Source organism: Eubacteriaceae bacterium Marseille-Q4139 (genome assembly GCA_018223415.1).
Lineage (GTDB): Bacteria > Bacillota > Clostridia > Lachnospirales > Lachnospiraceae > CABSIM01.
In genome coordinates, this window is the sequence record JAGTTQ010000001.1 from 2,673,752 (window position 1) to 2,697,420 (window position 23,669).

14 protein-coding genes and 1 pseudogene are annotated in these 23,669 nt (G+C 49.1%); 14 read left to right on the forward strand and 1 reads right to left on the reverse strand.

What is annotated here, in order from left to right:
* Positions 1–8 precede the first annotated feature (8 nt).
* From KE531_12585 to guaA, 9 genes are all read left to right on the forward strand, one after another.
* Positions 9–1,256 (forward strand): serine hydroxymethyltransferase, encoded by a 1,248-nt coding sequence (locus tag KE531_12585; GenBank protein ID MBR9954437.1) that lies wholly within the window; start codon positions 9–11, stop codon positions 1,254–1,256.
* 115 nt (positions 1,257–1,371) lie between these two features.
* Positions 1,372–4,023 carry a cation-translocating P-type ATPase gene (locus KE531_12590; protein ID MBR9954438.1) on the forward strand — a complete coding sequence of 884 codons (2,652 nt, stop codon included), beginning with the start codon at positions 1,372–1,374 and terminating at the stop codon, positions 4,021–4,023.
* Positions 4,024–4,129: 106 nt separating this feature from the next.
* Positions 4,130–4,684 carry a L,D-transpeptidase gene (locus tag KE531_12595; GenBank protein ID MBR9954439.1) on the forward strand — a complete coding sequence of 185 codons (555 nt, stop codon included), beginning with the start codon at positions 4,130–4,132 and terminating at the stop codon, positions 4,682–4,684.
* Between the two features lie 14 nt (positions 4,685–4,698).
* Positions 4,699–5,457, forward strand: a complete 759-nt coding sequence (gene truA / locus KE531_12600) for a tRNA pseudouridine(38-40) synthase TruA (GenBank protein MBR9954440.1) — start codon at positions 4,699–4,701, stop codon at positions 5,455–5,457.
* A gap of 251 nt (positions 5,458–5,708) precedes the next feature.
* Positions 5,709–7,376 carry a 2-isopropylmalate synthase gene (leuA, locus tag KE531_12605; protein MBR9954441.1) on the forward strand — a complete coding sequence of 556 codons (1,668 nt, stop codon included), beginning with the start codon at positions 5,709–5,711 and terminating at the stop codon, positions 7,374–7,376.
* 243 nt (positions 7,377–7,619) lie between these two features.
* A complete protein-coding gene (locus KE531_12610; GenBank protein MBR9954442.1) occupies positions 7,620–8,870 on the forward strand; it encodes a hypothetical protein in 1,251 nt (416 codons plus the stop codon).
* A gap of 426 nt (positions 8,871–9,296) precedes the next feature.
* Positions 9,297–12,128: an excinuclease ABC subunit UvrA gene (gene uvrA / locus KE531_12615; GenBank protein MBR9954443.1), complete on the forward strand. Its 2,832-nt coding sequence runs from the start codon at positions 9,297–9,299 to the stop codon at positions 12,126–12,128.
* A 258-nt stretch (positions 12,129–12,386) separates the two neighbouring features.
* Positions 12,387–13,535 (forward strand): beta-aspartyl-peptidase, encoded by a 1,149-nt coding sequence (iadA, locus tag KE531_12620; protein MBR9954444.1) that lies wholly within the window; start codon positions 12,387–12,389, stop codon positions 13,533–13,535.
* Positions 13,536–13,793: 258 nt separating this feature from the next.
* Positions 13,794–15,335: a glutamine-hydrolyzing GMP synthase gene (guaA, locus tag KE531_12625; protein ID MBR9954445.1), complete on the forward strand. Its 1,542-nt coding sequence runs from the start codon at positions 13,794–13,796 to the stop codon at positions 15,333–15,335.
* A gap of 76 nt (positions 15,336–15,411) precedes the next feature.
* Here the strand turns inward: guaA and KE531_12630 are convergent.
* Positions 15,412–16,083, reverse strand: a pseudogene (locus KE531_12630) (site-specific integrase).
* Positions 16,084–16,308: 225 nt separating this feature from the next.
* Here KE531_12630 and KE531_12635 point away from each other — a divergent pair.
* From KE531_12635 to KE531_12655, 5 genes are all read left to right on the forward strand, one after another.
* Positions 16,309–16,521 (forward strand): helix-turn-helix transcriptional regulator, encoded by a 213-nt coding sequence (locus tag KE531_12635; GenBank protein MBR9954446.1) that lies wholly within the window; start codon positions 16,309–16,311, stop codon positions 16,519–16,521.
* A gap of 102 nt (positions 16,522–16,623) precedes the next feature.
* Entirely contained in the window at positions 16,624–18,435 is a 1,812-nt protein-coding gene (locus KE531_12640) for a site-specific DNA-methyltransferase (protein MBR9954447.1), read from the forward strand.
* 2 nt (positions 18,436–18,437) lie between these two features.
* Positions 18,438–20,624 (forward strand): DEAD/DEAH box helicase family protein, encoded by a 2,187-nt coding sequence (locus KE531_12645; protein ID MBR9954448.1) that lies wholly within the window; start codon positions 18,438–18,440, stop codon positions 20,622–20,624.
* A 10-nt stretch (positions 20,625–20,634) separates the two neighbouring features.
* Positions 20,635–21,324 (forward strand): hypothetical protein, encoded by a 690-nt coding sequence (locus KE531_12650; GenBank protein ID MBR9954449.1) that lies wholly within the window; start codon positions 20,635–20,637, stop codon positions 21,322–21,324.
* Positions 21,321–23,642 carry a DEAD/DEAH box helicase gene (locus tag KE531_12655; protein MBR9954450.1) on the forward strand — a complete coding sequence of 774 codons (2,322 nt, stop codon included), beginning with the start codon at positions 21,321–21,323 and terminating at the stop codon, positions 23,640–23,642. Before KE531_12650 ends, KE531_12655 begins: the two co-directional genes overlap by 4 nt.
* Positions 23,643–23,669: the final 27 nt, after the last annotated feature.

Consider the following 23,669-nt stretch of genomic DNA (forward strand, 5'->3'; position numbering starts at 1 on the left):
GGTACTGCATGGTAAACGAGGTTATGAAGTTTCTCACGGAGTATGACAGGGAGGTCGGATCGCTCATCGAAAAGGAATGTGCGAGACAGAGGCGGAATCTGGAGCTGATCGCATCCGAAAACATCGTGTCGGAAGCCGTCATGATGGCGATGGGGACGGTTCTCACCAACAAGTACGCAGAGGGGTATCCGGGGAAAAGGTATTACGGCGGCTGCGAAAATGTGGATGTGATCGAGAACCTGGCCATTGAGCGGGCAAAGAAGCTGTTTGGCTGCGACTATGCCAACGTACAGCCCCATTCCGGCGCACAGGCCAACATGGCCGTCTTTATCGCCATGTTAAAGCCTGGCGATACGGTCATGGGCATGAACCTGGATCACGGCGGGCACCTGACCCACGGAAGCCCTGTGAACTTTTCCGGCCTCTATTTCAACATTGTTCCCTACGGCGTCAACGACGAGGGCTACATCGACTATGACGAGCTGGAGAAAAAGGCCATGGAGGCGAAGCCGAAGCTCATCATCGCAGGCGCCAGCGCCTACTGCCGCACCATCGACTTTAAACGGTTCCGCGAGGTGGCGGACAAGTGCGGCGCGTACCTGATGGTGGACATGGCCCACATTGCAGGACTGGTGGCCGCAGGACTGCATCCGAGCCCGATCCCCTATGCCGACGTGGTGACGACGACGACCCACAAGACCTTGCGGGGTCCGAGAGGCGGCATGATCCTCGCAAATAAAGAAGCCAACGAGAAGTTTAATTTCAATAAGGCCATCTTCCCGGGAAGCCAGGGCGGCCCCTTAGAGCATGTGATCGCCGCCAAGGCCATCTGCTTCGGCGAGGCCTTAAAGCCGGAGTTTAAGGCATATCAGGAGCAGGTAATAAAGAACGCCGCCGCGCTGGCTGCCGCACTCCAGAAGGAGGGCTTCAAGGTTCTCACCGGCGGCACCGACAACCACCTGATGCTTCTGGATTTAAGAGGCATGGACATTTCCGGAAAAGAGCTCCAGAACCGCTGTGACGAGGTATATATTACTCTCAATAAGAACACGGTTCCAAACGATCCGCGGAGCCCGTTTGTCACCTCCGGCGTCCGTATCGGCACACCGGCCGTCACGACGAGGGGCCTTGTGGAGAGCGACATGAGCGACGTGGCTCACTGCATCTGGCTGGCAGCCACAGACTTTGAAAATAAGGCGGACGAGATCCGTGGTGTCGTGGAAGGTATCTGCAAAAAGTATCCGATTTACGAATAGGAAAAAATCCGGGCGGAGGCTCTTTGGGGCTTCCGCCCGGCCTTTTCCCTGCGGCATAAATCCCCGCGTGTCCTCATAGACTGGCAACAGGCGAAAGAGGATCGGAGGGGATTTTTTGTTTGAACAGAAAACGATTGCGGAGACAAAACGTCTTTTAAAGGCCGGGGATCCCGGCGGGCTTACGGAAGAAGAGGCCAGGCGGCGGTTTTCGGAGCATGGCCCCAATGAGCTGGAGCGCCATGAAAAAAAGCCGCTTTATAAGCGGATTCTGGAGCAGTTCATGGATCCGCTCATCTATGTCCTGGCGGCAGCCGGCGCCGTTTCTATCCTTTTGGGAGAATACGGCGACGCGGCCATCATTGCGGCTGTGGTCTGCTTAAACGGCACCGTGGGGCTTTTGCAGGAGGGAAAGGCCCAGAAAGCCCTGGAGGCTTTAAAGCAGATGACACGGTTAAAGGCCGTTGTCCGCAGGGACGGGGAAAACAGGGAAATCGACGCGGCAGGCCTTGTTCCCGGCGACCTGGTGATTTTGGACGCCGGCCGCCAGGTGCCGGCAGATCTGCGGCTTGTGCGCTCGGAAAACCTGCATATCGAGGAATCGGCCCTGACCGGGGAATCGGTGCCGGTTCATAAGGACGCCGGATTTTTTGCGGAAAAGCCGCTGACGCCGGGTGACTGCAAAAACATGGCCTACATGTCGTCCAACGTGACTTCCGGCCGCGGCGAGGGCCTTGTGGCAGCCACCGGCATGGACACAGAGATCGGCCGGATTGCAAAGTTAATTCACGAGGCTCCGGTGGAGGCGACGCCGCTCCAGAAGCGGCTCGGCGATCTGGGGACGCTTTTAAGCCTGTTGGCCGTGGGGCTGTGCGCCGTCCTGTTTGCGGCCGCTCTTTTCCAGCACAGGGACGCAGGCGAGATGTTCATCACAGCCATTTCCCTGGCAGTGGCGGCAGTGCCCGAGGGACTTCCGGCCATCGTGACGATTGTCCTGGCGCTTTCCGTGTCCCGCATGGTAAAGGTCAACACCATCGTCAGGCGGCTCCCGTCGGTGGAGACTTTGGGAGCCGTGAATGTGGTCTGCTCCGATAAAACGGGAACCTTGACGAAAAACCAGATGCAGGCGGAGGTCTGGGAGAGCGCCGAAAACATCCTGGGACGGGGCGGGGAAAGCCGGCTCCTTACGGCCGCCTTTGTGCTCTGCAACGACGGGGAGATTTCCGGAAAAAGGCGGCTCGGCGACCCGACGGAGCTGGCGCTTTTGGAATATGGAAAAAACCACGGCGCAGAGAAGGCGAAACTGGAGAAAGAGTATCCGCGGACGGCGTCCAGGCCCTTTGATTCCGAGCGGAAAATGATGACAACCGTACATAAAAAGGACGGGAAAACCGTCAGCTTCACAAAAGGCGCGCCTGACGTGATTTTAAAAAATTGCAGCTGCTATCTGGAACGCGGCGAAAAAAAGCCCATGGGCGAGTACCAGATGAGGAAGTTTTTAAAGGAGACCGAGGCGCTTTCCGGGCGGGCGCTCCGCGTTCTTGGTGCAGCCATGAGCGACGGGGACGGGCGGGGAGAGACTGATCTGGTGTTTTTAGGCCTTGCCGGCATGGCAGACCCACCGCGGCCCGAAGTGCCGGAGGCTGTGGAGATGTTTAAAAAGGCCCATGTGCGGACGGTAATGATTACCGGCGATCACAAGGAGACGGCCCTTGCCGTAGCAAGGAAGCTAAAGATTGCAGAACACGCCTCCCAGTGCATGACAGGGGCGGAGATCGACCAGGCGGACGACGAAGCGCTTGCGCGCAGGATCCCGGAGGTGAACGTCTTTGCCCGCGTTTCCTCGGATCACAAGGTGCGGATTGTGAGGGCTTTTAAGAGCCTCGGAAATATCGTCGCCATGACCGGGGACGGCGTCAACGATGCCCCGTCCTTAAAGGCAGCCGACGTGGGAATCGCCATGGGAAAGAGCGGCACCGACGTGGCAAAGCAGGCGGCCGATCTGGTGCTGACCGACGACAACTTCGCCACCATCGAAAAGGCCATCGAGGAAGGCCGCGGGATTTATGAGAACATCAAAAAGTCGGTGATTTTCCTGCTGTCCTCCAATTTCGGGGAGATCATGACGATGTTTGCAGCCATTCTCCTGAGGTTTCCGGCGCCTTTAAAGGCCAGCCACATCCTCTGGATCAACCTGATTACGGATTCCCTGCCGGCGCTTGCTTTGGGGACGGACGTGAACGACGGGGCGGCCCTGATGGAAGAGCCGCCGAGGAAGGAGTCGGAAAGCCTGTTTTCCCGCGGCGGCCTGTCCTGCACGGTGTTTTACGGCTTCCTGATTGCGGCCATCAGCCTCTGCGCGTTTCTACGGCTTCCGATTTCCCTTCTGGCCTCTGCCGGCCAGGAGATCACGGTACAAAACCTGATCGCTGTTTTGGGGGATGCCGGCCTTCTTTCCAGATGCCAGACGTATGCCTTCACGGTGCTGGGGCTTTCGCAGCTTTTCCATGCCGTCGGCATGCGCGACGTGGGGCGCAGCGTGTTCCGGATGAATCCCCTGGAAAACGGCCTGATGATTGCGGCTTTTATAATCGGCATCCTGCTTCAGATGGCTGTCACAGAGGTACCGTATTTGGTATCAGTCTTTCAGACCGTCCGTCTCTCGGCGGGAGAATGGCGGGAGCTTTTAATCCTGGCGGCGGCGCCCATGGCGGCCCATGAGCTTCTCGTGTTCCTTGGAAGATTCTGGCGGAAGGAAGACAGCATTTGACAGACGAGGTATTCTTTACTATACTGGGAACTGGAACAAACGTCTTCTTTTTTGGAAAGAGGGAGTGAAATACATGAGAAAATGGAAACGATTTTTGCTGGCGGCCATGACGGCGGCGTTTGCGGCCGGGGCGTGCCTGACATCTGCGGCGGCCGATGCGATCGGGCCGGGCTTTGAGACGGCGGCAGAGGAACTGCCGGATGTACAGATCTATGTGAGTATGCTGTATCACACCCTGACGCTTACGGAAAACGGCCAGGTCATCGGCGTTTACGATGCCGAGGTGGGGCGCCAGTCGGAGGTGGACGATAAGGTCAAGGAAGGCGACCAGAGGACGCCCATCGGTGAGTTTTATGTCTGCACGAGAAACGAGTGGAGCCGGTATTATCTGGGGCTTGGCGTGTCCTATCCCAACATCGAGGATGCCGAGCGCGGCTATGCGGCGGGACTGATTTCCGCCGAGGAGCGGGATGCCATCATCGACGCCATCAACAACAAGCAGCAGCCGCCGTGGGATACGGCGCTTGGCGGCGTGATTGAGATCCACGGCGACCGGACGCCGGGAACGGGGACAGCCGGCTGCATCGCCGTCGACAACAGCGTCATGGATATTCTCTGGGAAAAATGTCCCATCGGCGTGCCGATCACCATCGGGCCGTAGGGCGGGAGTTTGTGATGAAGAAAAATATCATGATTGTCCTGGAGTATGACGGGAGCCGCTATGACGGCTGGCAGAAGCAGGGCAATACGAAGAATACGATCCAGGGAAAAATCGAAGAAGTGCTGGAAAAATGGGCCGGGGAGCCGGTGGAGGTCTCCGGCTCCGGACGGACAGACGCCGGCGTCCACGCGAAAGGCCAGACGGCCAATTTCCATATAGATGGAGCCGTGTGCAAAGAGCCTGCGGACGCCGTTTCCTATTTGAACAGGTACCTGCCCGAGGACATCCGCGTCCTGTCAGCAAAAGAAATGCCGGAGCGGTTCCACAGCCGCCTGAATGCGAAGAAAAAGACATACCTCTATGTGGTTGAGACGGCTCCGAAGCGGGATGTGTTTGAGCGGAAATATGTGTACGGCCTGGGAATGCGGCCGGATCCGGAGGCCATGCGGCGCGCCGCCGACTATCTTTTGGGCGAGCATGATTTCATGAGCTTCTGCGCCAATAAGAGGATGAAAAAGTCCACGGTCAGGAAGCTGGAATCCATCCGGATCGAGGAGCAGGGGAGCCGCCTGCTTTTCTGGTACACGGGAAATGGTTTTCTCTATAATATGGTAAGGATTCTGACGGGGACGCTTTTGGAGGTTGGCCTCGGCAAACGGAAGCCGGAGGACATGGAATCCCTGCTTTCGGCCCGCGACAGGAGCCTGGCAGGCCCGCTGGTTCCGGCCCAGGGGCTGTTCCTCTGGAACGTGGATTATGGGGAAAAGGCATAGCAGCCATAATGAATCGTTATATCTTCATGCCTTGCCATTCGATTTTAACGGTGCTATAATGGGATACAATACAATTTTGGCAAAGGACTGATGAATATGGGGTTAGACCTAAAAGCGTAGTTTTGTTTATCATAGAGAAGTACAGCGTGATTTACCGACTCCGTGGCCCGCGGCTATGATGAAAGAAAAACAAACGAGCCCCCGGCGGCAGAGGCCGTCCGGGAATGAAGAGAAAACGGAGGAAAGAAATCATGAAAAATGTAAAGAGATATCAGAGAGTCCCGGTGGTTGCGTACCCGGAGAGAGAATGGCCAAATAAGGAAATTGAGAAAGCACCTATCTGGTGCAGCGTGGACTTGCGGGACGGCAACCAGGCTCTTGTGGAGCCGATGGTGGTTGAGGAAAAGGTGGAGATGTTCAATCTCCTTGTAAAGCTTGGATTTAAGGAGATTGAGATCGGTTTCCCGGCCGCTTCCCAGATTGAGTTTGATTTTTTAAGACAGCTTGTGGACAGAAAGCTGATTCCTGATGATGTGACGGTTCAGGTTCTGACCCAGTGCAGGGATCACCTGCTTCAGAGGACATTTGAGGCGATCCGCGGCATCCCGCGGGCCGTTGTACATATTTATAATTCCACCTCAACGCTCCAGAGGGACGTGGTGTTCCATATGGACAGGGAGGAAATCAAGCAGATTGCCTTAGACGGCGTTGCCATGGTGAAAAAGTACATGACGGAGTATGACGGCGAGGTCATTTTGGAGTATTCGCCGGAGAGCTTTACGGGAACGGAGTTAGACTTTGCCCTTGATATCTGCAATGCGGTTCAGCGCGCATGGGGCCCGACGCCGGAAAAGAAGATGATTATCAACCTGCCGTCCACGGTGGAGATGACGACGCCCAACGTGTACGCAGATCAGATTGAATGGATGAACAAGCACCTGGAAAACAGGGAGAGCATCGTTTTAAGCGTCCATCCCCACAATGACCGTGGAACCGGCGTTGCGGCGACGGAACTGGCGCTTCTTGCCGGCGCTGACCGCGTCGAGGGAACGCTTTTCGGAAACGGCGAGCGGACAGGAAACGTGGACGTGCTGACGTTAGCCTACAATATGTATTCCCAGGGCATCGACCCGAACCTGGAGCTTGGCGACGTGAAGCAGATTGCAGAGATCTATGAGCGGTGCACGAAGATGCAGATTGACCCGCGCCATCCCTATGCAGGAAAGCTGGTATTTACGGCGTTCTCCGGCTCCCATCAGGATGCCATCAACAAGGGCATGCAGGCGCTTATGGAGCGCCAGAGCCGGGTATGGCAGGTTCCGTATCTGCCCATCGACCCGTCGGATATCGGCCGCGAGTACGAGCCGGTTGTGCGGATCAACAGCCAGTCCGGAAAGGGCGGCGTGGCTTTCGTCATGGATACCTATTACGGCTTCAAGCTGCCGCGCGGCATGCACAAGGAATTTGCAGACATTATTCAGAAGATCGCCGAGGCCCAGGGAGAGGTTTCCCCGGATCAGATCATGGCGGAATTCAAGGAGAATTATATCGACAGGAAGGAGCCGTACCACTTCCGCAAATGCAAGCTGACCGACCACGAGTACGGCAGCGAATTTACGACAGTGGCCGTGGTTACTTACACGGATCACGGTGTGGAAAAGCAGTTTGAGGGCGTCGGAAACGGCCCGATTGATGCGGTGCAGCGCGGTCTCGAGGAGGAGTTAGGCATCAACATCAAGGTGCTGGATTACAGCGAGCATGCCCTGACTTCCGGTTCCGGGGCGCAGGCGGCTTCTTATATTCACGTGATGGATCAGAAGGACGGGCGCGTCACCTACGGCGTTGGCATCAGCTCCAACATCACGAGGGCTTCGCTCCGCGGCATTTTCAGCGCAGTGAACCGCCTGTTCGGTGAATAGAAAAAGAACGTGTTTGGCTCCCGGCCGGGGAATATGCGGCCGGGGGCTTTTGTATATGCCTTTCATCCGGAAAAAGGCGGCGGTTTGGCTTCGGAACAGCATGCATGGGAACTTTATTACAGAATTTATCACATTTTTGTAAGAGGAAAGTTAAGAATTTTTTTGATATATATGATATAATACTGCCATAGAAAGATAATGTGTTGAATAGAAAGAGATTGCAAGATAAAGGAGGAGGATTACATGAAAAAGGTAAGATTATTCGGGACATTGGCAATGGCTGCGGTATTCAGCATGGGACTTACGATGACAGCATTCGCCGGATGGAGCCAGAATGGGAACACCTGGTATTACTACAATGATAACAGCGGACAAATGGTTCGTGATGACTGGGTTCAGTCAGACGGGAAATGGTACTATATGAACCATGACGGCGTGATGCAGGTAAACAGGCTGATCGACGACACGTATTTTGTGGACGGGAACGGCGTTATGGTGACGAATGCATGGATGTATTCCAATGACGGCTGGAGCAATGAGAATGTTTGGCGCTACTTCGGAAGCAATGGCAAGGCTTACACAAACGGCTGGAAGCAGATTGACAACGTATGGTACCACTTCAGCGACAGCATCATGGACTCCGGCTGGCTTGAATTAGACGGGGATACCTACTATCTTGGTTCTTCGGGAGCCATGACGACAGGCTGGAGAGAGCTTCCCGACGCCAACGATGAATGGGGCGTCTGCTGGTATTATTTCAGCTCCAACGGAAAGATGGCGTCCGACGGTGAGAAGACCATCAGCGGCGAGACATACATTTTTGACGACCAGGGCCGGATGTTAAACGGATGGGTCTGCCCCTCCGATTACAGCAGCTCGGGACGCGACGACCTTTCCACCAGCAATATTGATTCCTTAAAATATTTCCGTGAGGCTGGCCAGGAGGCTTCCGGCTGGCTGTATCTTCCGTCTCCCGACGATGCGGAAGAGAACTGGTACTATTTCCGCGACGGCCGTGCATACTCCGCAGGATACAAGACGACGGCCATCAACGACCGCTACGGCATGGCGAAGATCCAGGGCGAGACCTACTGCTTTGACAGACACGGCCGCATGGTGACGGGGCTTTTGGAGATCGACGACGGCAGGAAGTATTACTTCAACAAGGACGGCGAGATGCAGACGGGCCGCGTGGTAGTCAATGATGATGACCATGACAACGAGGTATTCTACTTCACGACGACAGGCAGCATCGGAAACAAGGGCGACGGATATACGGGCGTAAAGGACGGATATCTGTATGAAGAAGGTCTCCTGATCCGTGCTGAGGACGGAATGCGGTACGAGAAGGTATCCGTGGACGGCAAGGATTACCTTGTAAACGAGCAGGGCAAGGTGAAGACCAGCGGAACGGCCACAGACGCAGACGGCGTGAAGTATAGAGTGGAGAAGAAGGACGACGGTTCCTACTCGGTAACGATAGAAAGAGACTGATGATTGGCTGAACAGCCATGAGAATCTGCCCCGCAGCGAGAACGGCTGCGGGGCCTTTTTCGTGATGCGGGAAACACGTTTTCTTCTGTACGAAAGCTTTCGGCGGGGGCGCGTACTTTTTTGAGTGCAAGGGATGTTCGTTGGAGAGAATCTGCGAATAAACACGAACAAATGTTTGCATAATAGAGAGGGATGTGGTATAATGACTGCAAAGCAGGAATTATACCTGCGCATTCCGGTTTCCGCGCTTGCTGCGGAAAGCCGGGCGCTAGGTTCCGCCGGAGGCACCGTGGCCGCGGAGCGGACATGGTATAATGACTGCAAAGCAGGAATTATACCTGCGCATTCCGGTTTTTTGCGTCAGGCGCGGAACCGGGCGCGAAATTTTGCCGGAAACAGGCGCCGGCGTTTGACAGGAGAATGAACATGCCGAAGCAGTATATTAAAATACGAGGTGCCAATGAGCACAATCTGAAAAATATATCCGTGGATATTCCGCGGAATGAGCTGGTGGTTTTAACCGGACTTTCCGGCTCGGGAAAGTCGTCGCTGGCTTTCGATACGATTTATGCAGAGGGGCAGAGGCGGTACATGGAGTCGCTGTCGTCCTATGCGAGACAGTTTTTGGGCCAGATGGAAAAGCCGGATGTGGAAAATATCGAGGGCCTTTCCCCGGCCATTTCCATTGACCAGAAATCCACCAACCGGAACCCGCGTTCCACCGTGGGGACGGTGACGGAAATCTATGACTATATGCGACTCCTCTATGCCAGAATCGGGATCCCGCACTGCCCGAAATGCGGCAGGGAGATTAAGAAACAGACTATTGACCAGATGGTTGATCAGATCATGGCATTGCCGGAGCGCACGAGGATCCAGCTTCTGGCTCCGATAGTCCGCGGCCGCAAGGGGCGCCATGAGAAGGTGCTGGAACAGGCGAAAAAGAGCGGCTATGTCCGTGTGCGGATCGACGGGAACCTGTTTGAGCTGACAGAAGAGATCCAGCTTGAAAAGAATATCAAGCACAACATTGAGATTGTCGTGGACCGTCTGATTGTGCGTGAGGGGATCGAGAAGCGTCTGGCGGATTCCATCGAGACGGTCATGAAGCTGTCCGACGGGCTGATGATTGTGGACGTCCAGGACGGCGAGCCCATCAATTTCAGCCAGAGCTTTTCCTGCCCGGACTGCGGGATCAGCATCGAGGAGGTGGAGCCCAGGAGCTTTTCCTTCAATAATCCCTTTGGCGCCTGCCCGGAGTGCTTTGGCCTCGGTTATAAGATGGAATTTGACGAAGACCTGATGATCCCGGACAAGTCTTTAAGCATCAACCAGGGGGCGATTGTCGTCATGGGATGGCAGTCCTGCGCCACAAAAGGGAGCTTTACCAGGGCGATTTTGGATGCCCTGGCTGAGGAATATCATTTCGATCTGGACACGCCGTTTGAGGAGTATCCGAAGGCGATCCACGATGTGCTGATTTATGGAACCGGCGGGAAGTCGGTGAAGGTGCATTATACGGGCCAGCGGGGGACTGGCGTTTACGACGTGGCTTTTGAGGGACTGCTTGAAAATGTGAACCGCAGGTACCGGGAGACGTTTTCTGAGTCCAGCAAGGCGGAGTATGAGAGCTACATGCGGATCACGCCCTGCCCGGCCTGCCATGGGCAGAGGCTTAAGAGCAGTTCTCTGGCCGTTACGGTGGGAGATAAAAATATTTATGAGGCGACGAACATGTCCATCGTCAAATTCCGAGAGTTTCTGGACGGGCTGAAGCTGACGGACATGCAGCTTATGATCGGAGCGCAGATTTTAAAGGAAATCCGTGCCCGGGTAAGCTTCCTGATCGACGTGGGACTGGATTATCTGAGCCTGTCGCGGGCCACCGGGACGCTCTCCGGCGGCGAGGCGCAGAGAATCCGCCTGGCGACGCAGATTGGCTCCGGGCTTGTTGGCGTGGCATATATTCTGGACGAGCCGAGCATCGGGCTGCACCAGAGGGACAATGACAAGCTTTTAAAGACGTTAATGCATCTGAGGGATCTCGGAAACAGTGTGCTGGTGGTGGAACATGACGAGGACACCATGCGGGCGGCCGACTGTATTGTGGACATCGGCCCCGGTGCCGGCGAACACGGCGGGCAGGTGGTAGCCGTCGGCACGGCTGAGGATATCATGAAGAACCCGGCTTCCATCACGGGAGCATATCTGAGCGGGCGGCTCAGTATCCCTGTCCCGGCGGAACGGCGCGCGCCGACAGGCTGGCTTACGGTGCGCGGGGCAAAGGAAAATAACCTGAAAAATATCGACGTTTCGTTCCCCCTCGGCGTGATGACATGCGTGACGGGAGTTTCCGGCTCGGGAAAGAGCTCGCTGGTGAATGAAATCCTCTATAAGGCGCTGGCGAAGAAGTTAAACCGTGCCAGGATGATTCCGGGAAAATTTAATAAAATCGAGGGAGTCGAACAGCTTGATAAAATCATCGCCATCGACCAGTCTCCCATCGGCAGGACGCCGCGCTCGAATCCTGCGACGTACACAGGTGTGTTTGATTTGATCCGCGATCTGTTTGCGTCGACGCCGGATGCCAAGGCCAAGGGATACAGCAAGGGCCGATTCAGCTTCAACGTCAAGGGCGGACGGTGTGAGGCGTGCAGCGGCGACGGAATTATTAAAATCGAGATGCACTTCCTGCCGGATGTGTATGTGCCCTGTGAGATCTGCGGCGGAAAACGGTACAACCGGGAGACGCTGGAGGTGAAGTATAAGGGGAAAAGCATCTATGATGTGTTAAATATGACGGTGGAAGAGGCGCTGAAATTCTTTGAGAATGTACCGTCCATTGCCAGGAAGATTGAGACGTTAAATGACGTGGGGCTTTCCTATATTAAGCTGGGGCAGCCGTCGACGGAGCTTTCCGGCGGCGAGGCGCAGCGAATCAAGCTGGCGACGGAGCTTTCCAGGCGCGGAACCGGGAAAACCATCTACATTCTCGATGAGCCGACGACAGGGCTCCATTTTGCCGACGTACACAAGCTGGTGGAAATTTTAAGGCGCCTGTCGGACGGCGGGAACACGGTAATTGTCATCGAGCACAATCTGGACGTGATTAAGACGGCGGATTATATCATCGACATTGGCCCTGAGGGCGGCGACCGCGGCGGCACGGTCATCGCCAAAGGAACGCCGGAGGAGATTGCAGAAAATCCGGTGTCCTATACAGGAAGATATGTGAAGAAATATTTGGAAAAGAAGTAAAGGGTATGGTATAATAGCGAGGAAAGCGGTTGCCATGCTTGCATGAGCAACCATTTGACGAGCATCTCCATCGAGACGACAGTCGAGATGGTATAATGATTGCGTAGCAGGTATGATACCTGTGTATGCCGGTTTCCGCGCCTGCCGCGGAAATCCGGGCGCTAAGTTTCGCCGGAGGCACCGTGGCCGCGGAGCGGACCTGGCATGATACCTGCGCTGGTTGGTTTTTATTATATGACAGATTGAGGAGGGGTCAGCATGTTGTTAATTAAGGGAGCGGAAGTCTATGCACCGGAATATCTTGGAAAGCAGGATGTTCTGATTGCAGGCGGAAAGATCGAAAAGATCGGCACGGATCTTCCGGAATATGAGGACTGCCAGGTGATTGACGGTACGGGAAAAATCGTCACGCCGGGAATTATTGACCGCCATGTCCATGTAACAGGAGGCGGCGGAGAGGGGAGTTTCCATACGCAGGCGCCGCCGGTTCAGCTTTCCAAGCTGATTGCGGGAGGTGTTACGACGGTCGTTGGTCTTCTCGGAACTGACGGGATCAGCCGGAGCGTGGAAAATCTTGTGGCGAAGGTGAAATCTCTGAAGGAAGAGGGAATTTCGGCTTACTGTCTCTGCGGCGCTTACGGGTATCCATGCCCGACGATTACGGGCGATATCCGGAAGGATATTATGTTTGTGGATGAGATTATCGGACTGAAGTTAGCGATTTCCGATCATCGGGCTCCCAATATTACGACGGAGGAGCTGATCCGCCTGGGAAGTGATGTGCGGACAGCCGGCATGCTGTGCGGAAAGGCCGGCATTATCACTCTCCATATGGGCGGGGACAAGAGGTGTCTTCAGCCGGTTTTTGATGCCCTTGAGAGAACGTCGATTCCGGCCAAGACATTCCAGCCGACGCATGTGGGACGCTCGAAGGAGCTTCAGGCAGATGCCTTTAAGTTTGCGAAGATGGGCGGCACGTTTGATGTCACCTGCGGTCAGTCCATGGACAAGATGAAGTCGGTTGCGGCGACGTTAAAGGCAGCAAAGGCGGAAGGCGTCCCGATGGACAAGATTACCATCAGTTCTGACGGACAGGGAAGCTGGTCGAACTACGACGCGGCCGGGAACCTGACGGAGATCGGCGTATCCGATGTGGATACCATGTACCGCCAGTTTGTCTATGAGGTGCATGAGGAGAAGATGCCGGTGGAAGAGGCTCTGACTTTCGTGACGGTCAATGTGGCGAAGGTGCTGGAGCTGTATCCGAAGAAGGGTGTTGTCAGGGAAGGCAGCGATGCGGATGTCCTGGTGATGAATGCGGATCTGTCGCTGGATGCGGTGATTGCTAACGGCAATGTGATGATGAACGGCGGCGTGATATGCAAAAAAGGTACTTATGAGGCATAATTCCGTTTTTTTTGACAAAGCTACTTGCCAAGCGGGAATCTTTCATTTATAATAAGGGCACTCAGCGGACATGCACGTGCGCGTCGAATTGTTTTTGATGGAAGCGGCGCGTCAGATTGTGTTTCCGGCTTTTATGGAGAGAATTGTGTGGAACTGCTCTGAACGGGCAGTTCCATATATTTACCCAGGGAGGCGGGAATGTGTGTGCGCGGAGAGTATCTGTTAATTTACGAAAAGCTTAGATGACAGGAGGCTCCCATGAATCAGGAGAAAATTATTGTCTTAGACTTTGGCGGTCAGTACAATCAGCTGATTGCGAGAAGAGTAAGAGAATGCAATGTTTACTGTGAAGTGTATCCGTACAGCCTTGAAATTGAAAAGATTAAGGCGATGAACCCGAAGGGAATCATTTTTACAGGCGGACCAAACAGCGTTTACGCGGAGGAGTCTCCGAGATGTACAAAGGAAATGTTTGAGCTTGGGATCCCGGTTCTTGGGATCTGCTATGGCGCACAGCTGATTGCCCACGTTCTTGGCGGCAAGGTGACGACGGCTCCGGTCAGCGAGTACGGCCACACAGATGTGCATGTGGACACTGGCTCCAAGCTGTTCCAGGATGTTTCTGAGGATACGGTGTGCTGGATGAGCCATACGGATTATATCGAAGAAGTTCCGGAAGGATTTCGCGGAACCGGTTATACAAAGGTGTGCCCGGTTGCGGCGATGGAGTGCCCGGAACGGAAAATTTATGCGGTTCAGTTCCATCCGGAGGTGATGCATACGAAGGAAGGCCTGAAGATGATCTCCAACTTCGTATATCAGGTCTGCGAGTGTGCCGGCGACTGGAAGATGGATTCCTTCGTGGAAACAACGATTCAGGCGATCCGCGAGAAGGTAGGAAACGGCCGTGCGCTGTGTGCCCTGTCCGGCGGTGTGGATTCGTCTGTGGCGGCTGTCATGATGGCAAAGGCTATCGGCAAGCAGCTTACCTGTGTATTTGTGGATCACGGTCTCCTGAGAAAGAACGAGGGGGATGAGGTTGAGTCTGTATTCGGCCCGGACGGCCCCTATGATTTGAATTTTATCCGTGTGAATGCACAGCAGAGGTTTTATGATAAACTGAAGGGTGTGGAGGAGCCGGAGCAGAAGAGAAAGATCATCGGCGAGGAGTTCATCCGCGTGTTTGAGGAAGAGGCAAAGAAGATTGGGGCTGTGGATTTCCTTGTCCAGGGAACCATTTATCCGGATGTGATTGAGTCCGGGCTTGGAAAGTCTGCCGTGATTAAGTCCCACCACAATGTAGGCGGACTGCCTGACTATGTTGATTTTAAGGAGATTGTGGAGCCGCTTCGCATGCTGTTTAAGGATGAGGTGCGGAAGGCCGGACGGGAGCTTGGGATTCCGGAGTATCTGGTAAGCCGTCAGCCGTTCCCGGGCCCGGGCCTTGGGATCCGTATCATCGGCGAGGTGACGCCGGAGAAGGTGAAGATTGTCCAGGATGCGGATGCGATTTACCGTGAGGAGATTGCGAAGGCCGGCGTGGATAAGGACCTGGGCCAGTATTTTGCGGCCCTGACGAATATGAGATCGGTCGGCGTTATGGGCGATGGACGGACGTATGATTATGCGATTGCGCTGAGGGCCGTGACGACGTCGGATTTCATGACCGCAGAGGCGGCGCAGATTCCGTGGGAGGTACTTGCAAAAGTGACGAGCCGGATTGTGAATGAGGTGAAGGGCGTGAACCGGGTGATGTATGACTGCACGGGGAAGCCGCCGGCGACGATTGAGTTTGAATAAACATAAAAGAGCCGAGAAACCTTGAAATTACAAGGAAAATCGGCTCTTGTTTTATGCTTGCGGTACTAAAATGGTACTATTTTAATTTCTGGAGTTTTTCGGCGACTTCATCCCGCTTATGGGGGAACAGGTGGGAATATGTGTTTAAAGTAGTTTCTACCTTCTCATGCCCCAGGCGGTCGGCAACGGCCAGGGCGGAGAAGCCCATTTCAATCAACAGGCTGGCGTGGCTATGGCGGATGTCATGCAGCCGGATCCGCTTCACTTCTCCGTCTTTGGTTCCCCGTATCATTTCATGCTCAAAGAATGATTTGGTATAGGGGAAAATCCGGTCATGCTTATGGAGGCCGTAGAGCCGTTCTGTATAGTTTTTAATCTCGTCCCGTAGAAATTCCGGGATAGATACGATACGGACGCTCTTGGGCGTTTTGGGCGGCGTTACAACGTCTTTTCCGTTGATATGCTGGTATGACTTATTTACGTTAATGGTGCAGCCCTTGAAATCTATGTCTCCGTATTCCAGGGCTAGCAGTTCCCCTATGCGTAAACCGGTATAGTACAGAATGAGAAATCCGGCCCTGGCCTGGGGCTTATCTGAAATCTTCTCCAGGAACTTCTTAAACTCGTCCGTAGTCCAGAACTGCATTTCATCCGCATGGCTTTTCCCTATGCTCCCGGCCTTGCGGCAGGGGTTCTCTCTCAAATTGTAGTACCGGACAGCGTAATTCATAATAGCGGATAGCTGAGATTGAATTTGTCAAGGGTAATTTCTGCATTTAAAGCTGTTTCATAAAAACCTTCTTAATAAACCGACCGTCGTTGAATTTATGATAATTCCAACGACGGTCAGTTTATTTCAAGAACTTGCAGTAATCATTCTACTTATTAGAGCGTTTTGTTGAAAAACAAGTGATATTATGTTATTATATAAAGTACAATTATTCTACGCACTTTATTCTTTTGAGGTGTTTACATGAAAATCTGTTATAAAAAATTGTGGGTACTCCTTATTGAAAAAGACATAACAAAAGCTCAGTTGCGAAAGGATTTATGCCTTGCTACAGGAACCATGAGTAAGCTCAACAAGGGAGAAGATGTTGCACTCTCCGTACTTTTGCGTATCTGTGAGTATTTAGACTGCGATATTGGAGATATTTGTGAAGCAATAAAGGTGAATAAGGAATAATCTAATTTAGGGGAAATCTGTTATTATATAGCGAAGATTCGAGTTAAAGATTTATGCAGCAGAGGCAACTAAAACCAACAAACTTGCAATAGGAGAAATAAGATGAGTACAAATATATCAAAACAAAAGCGTGAAGACTTACTGAATAAAATCAAAGAAATCCGAACCTTTATTGCTTCAGCTCCGCAGGATGAAAATACGGGCAACCTGCTTTCCTATCTTTCTGACCTTGAGAAAGATGTTAACGGCAAGAAATACGGACTTGTATTTGAGGAACATCGAGAAGAGATCGACGAAGTGCTAGACACGCATACCCCGGTATTGACTGAAGAGGAAGACCTGTTCATTGATAATGGTGAACAAATGAATTTTCTCATCGAGGGGGACAACCTTGCCTCTCTTAAATTACTTGAAAAGACACACAAGGGTAAAATTGACCTTATCTATATAGATCCGCCGTATAATACAGGAAACAAGGATTTCATTTATGATGATGTCTTTGTGGATAAATCCGATAGCTTTATTCATTCAAAATGGTTGTCATTTATGTCTGCAAGACTGAAAATTGCAAGAAAACTTCTTGCGCCACAAGGTGCACTTATCATAAGTATCGGCTATCAAGAGGTACACAATCTCAATTTGCTCTGTCAAGATATATTCTTCGATAGACAAAATGTTGTCGTTACAGTTCAGACTTCTGGGGGAAAGCCGAACGGTGGCTTTAATTATACGCAAGAGTATTTAATGTTCGTGGTTCCAACCGATTTTTCCCCTAACGCAATGAGTTTTACTGGTGGAATTGAAAGATCTCCATTTGAAGGACTAACTTTGAGTACATTTGATAAAACGACTCGTCCTAACCAAACATACCCTATTTTTATTGAAAAAAACACCATGAGAATCGTAGGGGTCGGGAAATCTCTTGCTGAGCGAATTGCCGATGGATCTTATTTAGGTGAAGCCAAAGACTTTGTGTTCGATTTCAATGAGGCACCCGAGGGAACAGTAGCTCTCTGGCCAATTAGTAGCAAAGGCGCTGATTGTGTCTGGAGACTTATTTCTACAAGGTTATTGCACGATTGGAAACTCGGATATATAAAGGTCAGTAAAAACAAGTCAAAGGCTTGTCCTAACGAATATAGTTTACAATACTTACCTGATGGTGTTATTCGGAAAATTGAATCCGGTGATTTGGAAGTGATCGGTCGTGAAAATGATCTGCCTACTCTTAAACTTGGAAAAAATGAAACCGTAGGTAGTGATATTCCAACAATTTGGACAGAAAAGGATTTCTTCACAACTAAAGGTTCATCATATGTACGAAACATATTTGGAGATAAACGTTTTCCTTACCCGAAGCCACTTGAATTCATTGTTGAGCTTTTAAGGGCATCAACATCAGATAATAGTTTAATTGTTGATTTTTTTGCTGGCTCAGGCACTACAGGAGAAGCAACAATGCTTCTCAACAAAGAAACACGTGGCAATCGCCGTTTCATCCTTTGTACCAACAATGAAAATGGCATTTGCCGAGAGGTTACTTATGAGCGTATTAAGCGAGTGATTGACAAAGAAGGGTACACCGCCAGTATTAAATACTATAGGGTAGACTATGTTCCCGTCAGTGAGCGTATGTACTATGAATATGCAGACGAATTACTTTCTCATATTCGAGAACTTGTTGAACTTGAAAACGGTGTAAATTTCACGGGTAATGCAGAAATTGGTATTGTATTGACAGAAGATGAGCTTGACAACTTTGTTACAAATGCAGATGATTTTGCAAAGTGTAAAAAGCTCTATATGGGTCACGATCTCTTACCGACGGAGGAACAGGAACAGATTATTAAGGCGCACGGAATCGAAATCAGCATTATTCCTGATTACTATTACCGTGATTTGCAGGAGGTTTGATTATGAAATTAAAAGAATTTCAGTTAGAAGCTGTAAAAAAACTGTTTGAAGCAATGGAAACTCCTGCTCGTGATATTATCCTAAAAAGCCCAACAGGAAGCGGAAAGACTATTATTTTAACCTATTTCATGCACCAATACATACAATCTTTCCCCAAAACCGTCTTTGTATGGCTTACACCGGGAAAAGGCAACCTTGAAGAGCAAAGCAAGGCGAAAATGGATAAATACATTCACGCTTCACAGACAAAACTGCTCTCTGATGTAATGGCATCAGGTTTTGAGGAAAACGACAGCTGCTTTATCAACTGGGAGAAGCTAACGAAAAAAGGCAACAACGCTCTTAAAGATAGTGAGCGCACCAATTTTTTGGAGCATATTCAACACGCTCTAAATGACGGTTTGCATTTTGTAATTGTTGTAGATGAGAGTCATCAGAACAATACAATAAAGGCGGATGAAATTATACAGTATTTTCATACGAACAAAATCATCCGTTGTTCCGCCACTCCGAAAGGTATAGCAACAGCGGAAATTATCGAAATTTCTGAAGAAGAAGTTATTGCAGCTGGCCTTATCAAGAAAATGCTTGTTATCAATCAAGACTTTCCGCAAATAATTGAAACGGAAAATCAAACGGAGTTTCTGCTTGGAAAAGCACTTGCCAAACAACGTGAGCTCCGTTCTGAATTTTTAAAGATAGATGTTGATCTCAATCCCTTAATTGTAATTCAATTACCGAACAAGTCGGAAACCTTGCAGGACAGCGTTGAACGCTATCTCGAAACCAAGGGGCTTACTTATGAGAATGGTCAGCTTGCGATTTGGCTTTCTGACAGGCACGAGAATTTAGAGGGAATTGATACTCCCAATGCAAAATCATCGGCAGTCATCATAAAGCAGGCGGTTGCTACGGGATGGGATTGTCCCAGAGCATATATTCTTGTAAAGCTCCGTGACAATATGGATGAAACTTTTGAAATACAAACAATAGGCCGTATTCGCCGTATGCCCGAAGCGAAACATTATGAAAATGATATTCTTGATAGTTGCTATCTTTACACCCTTGATGAAAAGTTTACCGCAGGCGTAAAAATGGCACTTAATAAAGGTGCATTGAATGCTTGCACACTTTTTCTCAAAAATGAGTATAAGGATATTACGCTTATTGGTGAGCATAGAACGATGGTAACATCTACTCGTAATCCTCAAAAGGCTTTACAGGCGATTGCTTCGTATGCAGAAAAAGAGTACGGAGTTGGTACAAACAAGGCAGAGAATAAAACTCGTTTGCAGACGGCAGGATTTGAACTTAGCGAAGATATTGTGAAGCATACTTTTTCAGGCGAAACTGCTACGCTTGCTTTTAATTCGACAGATATGAACAAAATTAAGGTTACGGAAAGACTGGATACGCATATACATGGTCGAGATTACCACCAAAAAATCGGTAAAATTGGTTTGGAGATTGGTATGGAATATTCCTATATGAATACCATTATCCGAAAACTGTTCGATAAGAATTTTAAGTATAGCCGCAAGATCCTTGCATTAGAACCGAGAGCTGTTTACGCCTTTGTAATCAACAATGATGATAAACTTCGCTATTTAGTGCGTGAGGCTATGGCTTATGAAATGGCACAGCTGAAAATGGACATACCATCAAAATCCTATTATGAATTTCATATTCCGCAGTCATGCCTGTTCACCTACAACGGTGATGCAAAAACGCAACATATTATGGAAAAAAATGTTTATCAAAACTATCTGTCTTCTGCCGCCCCCCGTTCTACACCAGAAGTAAAGTTTGAAAAATTCTGCGAACGCTCCGCCAGTGTAGAATGGTGGTATAAGAATGGCGATAAAGGCAACGAATACCTTTCAATCGTATATCAGGATAATTCGGGCAAACAAAAACTCTTTTATCCTGACTACATTATCAGCGTGAAGGGTGAGATTTGGATTGTGGAAACAAAAGGTGGCTTTGACCGTAGTGGAAATAGCCAAGATATAGATCTTTATACTCCTAAGAAATTCAAGGTACTGAAGGATTATCTAACTGAACACGGGCTAAAGGGCGGCATTGTTCGTAACGACGCAGCAACAGATGAACTGTGCATTTGTATGGATACTTATTCCGAAGATATTAATAGCGACAATTGGGTGATATTAAGCAGTGTTCTGGAGTGAGGTGATAACCTTGAAGATAACTGACCACAAAGTACTAACTCAGTATTCACCAGCTAAAGTTCAATTTTTCAGAATAGATCCTGAAGATTTATCTGCAACATTAGAGAACATTTTGCGTGCTCTTATGGACTTATCTTGGCTTAGTAAATTCGATCAAGACTATGAAAAGATAGCATTTAATTCTCGTGCTCAGAAAACGATAGCTGACATAAAAAACAAGTTTGAGCAGTGCATTGATGACAGTATAACAAAAGATGCTGGAGAGTATGTCGTTTCAGAGTTAGCCCGAGAAACCCTGATTACCCAATTGGATTATCTGGATATCCCTCTTGATGAACTTGTAGGAAAGCAACGTTCTGGAAACCCTGGATTTGATTTTCATTCACAAAACAAGGTAACAGATACAGTTATTTTCGGGGAGGCAAAGTATGTTTCTAAAACAACAGCATACTCATCAGCACTCCCGCAAATTGTTGAATTCATTGGAGATGGAAAGGATGTCGAAGACCTTCCGGAATTAAAGCCATTCTGTACACCGTCAGCACTGCAGAGAGCTGCTAAAGGAATAAAAGGGTTTTCTGCTGCGTTCTCAGCAAAAAGTACTGGGACAGATAAAATTATAAAAAACATTGTTAAACGTAAAGATTTTCAAGATCTACTTCAATATGAAGAGATAATATTGGTGGCGGTTGATTTATGAACACTGTATTAGCTAAGGGTAATGTTATTGCCAGAATTCGCAGAGGGGAAGATTTAGATCAAATTATCAACTATGTCAAAGATGAGATTTATAAAAATGGCCCCAATAATGCTGTAGTATTAGAAATCATTTCTTATTTTAAATTATTTCAGCCAGAGTATTTCAAAAAATTCGAGCAAGATATTATAGAAACAATGGGTCTGTTTTTTAAACATCCAAACGTAGAGAGTCTTGCAGGCGCTGTTTTTGAGATGTATCATCAGCATCTTAAAGATGAGTTGGGCAATGATTATACCCCAATGCAAGCAGATATTCTAAAAAAGATAAAGGGGTTGCAGTATTTTAGCTTTTCAGCCCCAACAAGCACAGGAAAATCCTTCGTGTTTAGAAATCTCATTTTATCCTGTTCAAATGATGTGGTGGTCATCGTTCCTTCAAGGGCACTGATCAATGAGTATTTTGATCGTTTGAGTAATATTGTGGATAGCAAATCAGTAAATGTTTTGACATTTGTCGATAGAATCAACACCAAACATATTCATAAAAATATTTTTATCTTAACCCCTGAACGAGCAAGGGAATTGTTTAAGAATAAAGATTGGCTGAAAATTGATCTCATTCTATTTGATGAAGCACAGCTTAGCGATGAGCATTCTGTTCGAGGGTTGTATTTTGACAGTATTGTAAGACGAGCACTAAAACATTTCTCCGATGCAAAATTTGTTTTTGCACATCCATTTGTCGAGAATCCAGAAGCTCAAATGCAAAAAAACGGTATTGAGATAATCGATACAACTTCAGCGTATAGCAATTACGAACTGAAAAATGTTGGTCAAATTTTTTATACACACGACATAACTGCTCAAAAGTTCTATCACTTCGGCAGCGATCCTAAAATTTTGGGAACACACAAGTTAGAAGCGGCGTTTGACCCCATTGAAGCTGCTCTAAAAAAAGGGGGCAGCGTACTCATCTATGTTCCCAAAACACATATTTACAGTAAGCAAATATATAGACAATTTCAGAAATATATTTCTATGTGCCACCCAATCGATAATCAAGATGCCTTAAAGATGATAGCGGATCTTAAAGAGTATATTGGCGCCTCAACAACTGATAAGTTTTTTTATAATTCAGATATGCTGGAGAAATTAAACTGTGGAATTGTTATTCATCATGGTTCTATGCCTTTAACAGCTCGACTTCTGTTAGAACATTTTACACAGCAAGGTTTCTGTAGGATCTGTTTTGCCACTTCCACATTAGAGCAAGGAATCAATATGCCTTTTGATGTGGTTTATCTTGATAGATTTGAAGAAAGTAAGACTCTATCTGTAAAAAATCTGATTGGTAGAGCAGGCCGTTCAACAAGTAAACCGGTATTCGATTACGGCAGTGTAGTATTGCGCCCCAATGCAATGAGCAGATTCCGTAATGTATATCGCAAAAAGAATACTCTTTCTTCAAAATCACGCTTAGACATGACAGATGATAAAATAGACGAAAAGTATGAGGAATATAAAGAAGCAATTAATACTGGCGAATTCTCTGATGAATACAATTTGACAAACAAAGATTTGGAAAAACTGAAATCAGATAGTGTTACGACAGTTGTTCCCACTCTGCTTGATATGATGTTTAATGGCACAGATTTTGTGTTACCTAACGCAGTCGCAAAAGAAGTCTATGAAGATTTCCAGTGTCTATATAAACAATATTTAGGACGAGAATTAACTGCCGCAGAGAAGTATGTTTTCGATTCAGCAATAAAAATTATGATCTGGAAGGTGCACGGAAAAACATTCAGCAAAATATGTCAAGAAAGATATGCCTATGTTTCAAAAGTTGCAGAGCGACGTCTTTTATCGAAAACAGGCCATCAGAAAGAGGCAGATAATCTGACAGTTCGGTATATCGCAGGGTATAGTGATATTCCAAACAAAGAATTGCGAGCCTTTCCACTATTCCCAGCTGAGACTAAAGGAAAAGATGTAGACTACGACCGCATTGTTTACGATACATACGATTTTCTTGATAAACTAATTGGATTTAAGCTGAGTGATTTGTTTTACGCAATCTTCCATCAGTATTTTATCGCATATCAAGATGCTCGTGCGGAGAGATTGGCAAAGTTCATTAAATACGGAACAGAGGACCCCACTGAAATATGGATGTTACGATATGGCTTTTCTTTTGAGGAGATTGAATGGCTAAAGCCTTGTGTTGACAGCATAGATCAAAATGAAATTAAATTTAATGCAAAAATCGAAAATCTTAGCGTTTCTCAGAAGAATAGTATTTCAAAATTTATTTTTTGAAATATCATGAGTTAAAGCAAACAGGGT

Coding starts and splice junctions, on each gene's coding strand:
- KE531_12585 (MBR9954437.1), top strand. CDS start 9: ATGGTAAACGAGGTTATGAAGTTTCTCACGGAGTATGACAGGGAGGTC.
- KE531_12595 (MBR9954439.1), top strand. CDS start 4,130: ATGACGGCGGCGTTTGCGGCCGGGGCGTGCCTGACATCTGCGGCGGCC.
- truA (MBR9954440.1), top strand. CDS start 4,699: ATGAAGAAAAATATCATGATTGTCCTGGAGTATGACGGGAGCCGCTAT.
- leuA (MBR9954441.1), top strand. CDS start 5,709: ATGAAAAATGTAAAGAGATATCAGAGAGTCCCGGTGGTTGCGTACCCG.
- KE531_12610 (MBR9954442.1), top strand. CDS start 7,620: ATGAAAAAGGTAAGATTATTCGGGACATTGGCAATGGCTGCGGTATTC.
- uvrA (MBR9954443.1), top strand. CDS start 9,297: ATGCCGAAGCAGTATATTAAAATACGAGGTGCCAATGAGCACAATCTG.
- iadA (MBR9954444.1), top strand. CDS start 12,387: ATGTTGTTAATTAAGGGAGCGGAAGTCTATGCACCGGAATATCTTGGA.
- guaA (MBR9954445.1), top strand. CDS start 13,794: ATGAATCAGGAGAAAATTATTGTCTTAGACTTTGGCGGTCAGTACAAT.
- KE531_12635 (MBR9954446.1), top strand. CDS start 16,309: ATGAAAATCTGTTATAAAAAATTGTGGGTACTCCTTATTGAAAAAGAC.
- KE531_12640 (MBR9954447.1), top strand. CDS start 16,624: ATGAGTACAAATATATCAAAACAAAAGCGTGAAGACTTACTGAATAAA.
- KE531_12645 (MBR9954448.1), top strand. CDS start 18,438: ATGAAATTAAAAGAATTTCAGTTAGAAGCTGTAAAAAAACTGTTTGAA.
- KE531_12655 (MBR9954450.1), top strand. CDS start 21,321: ATGAACACTGTATTAGCTAAGGGTAATGTTATTGCCAGAATTCGCAGA.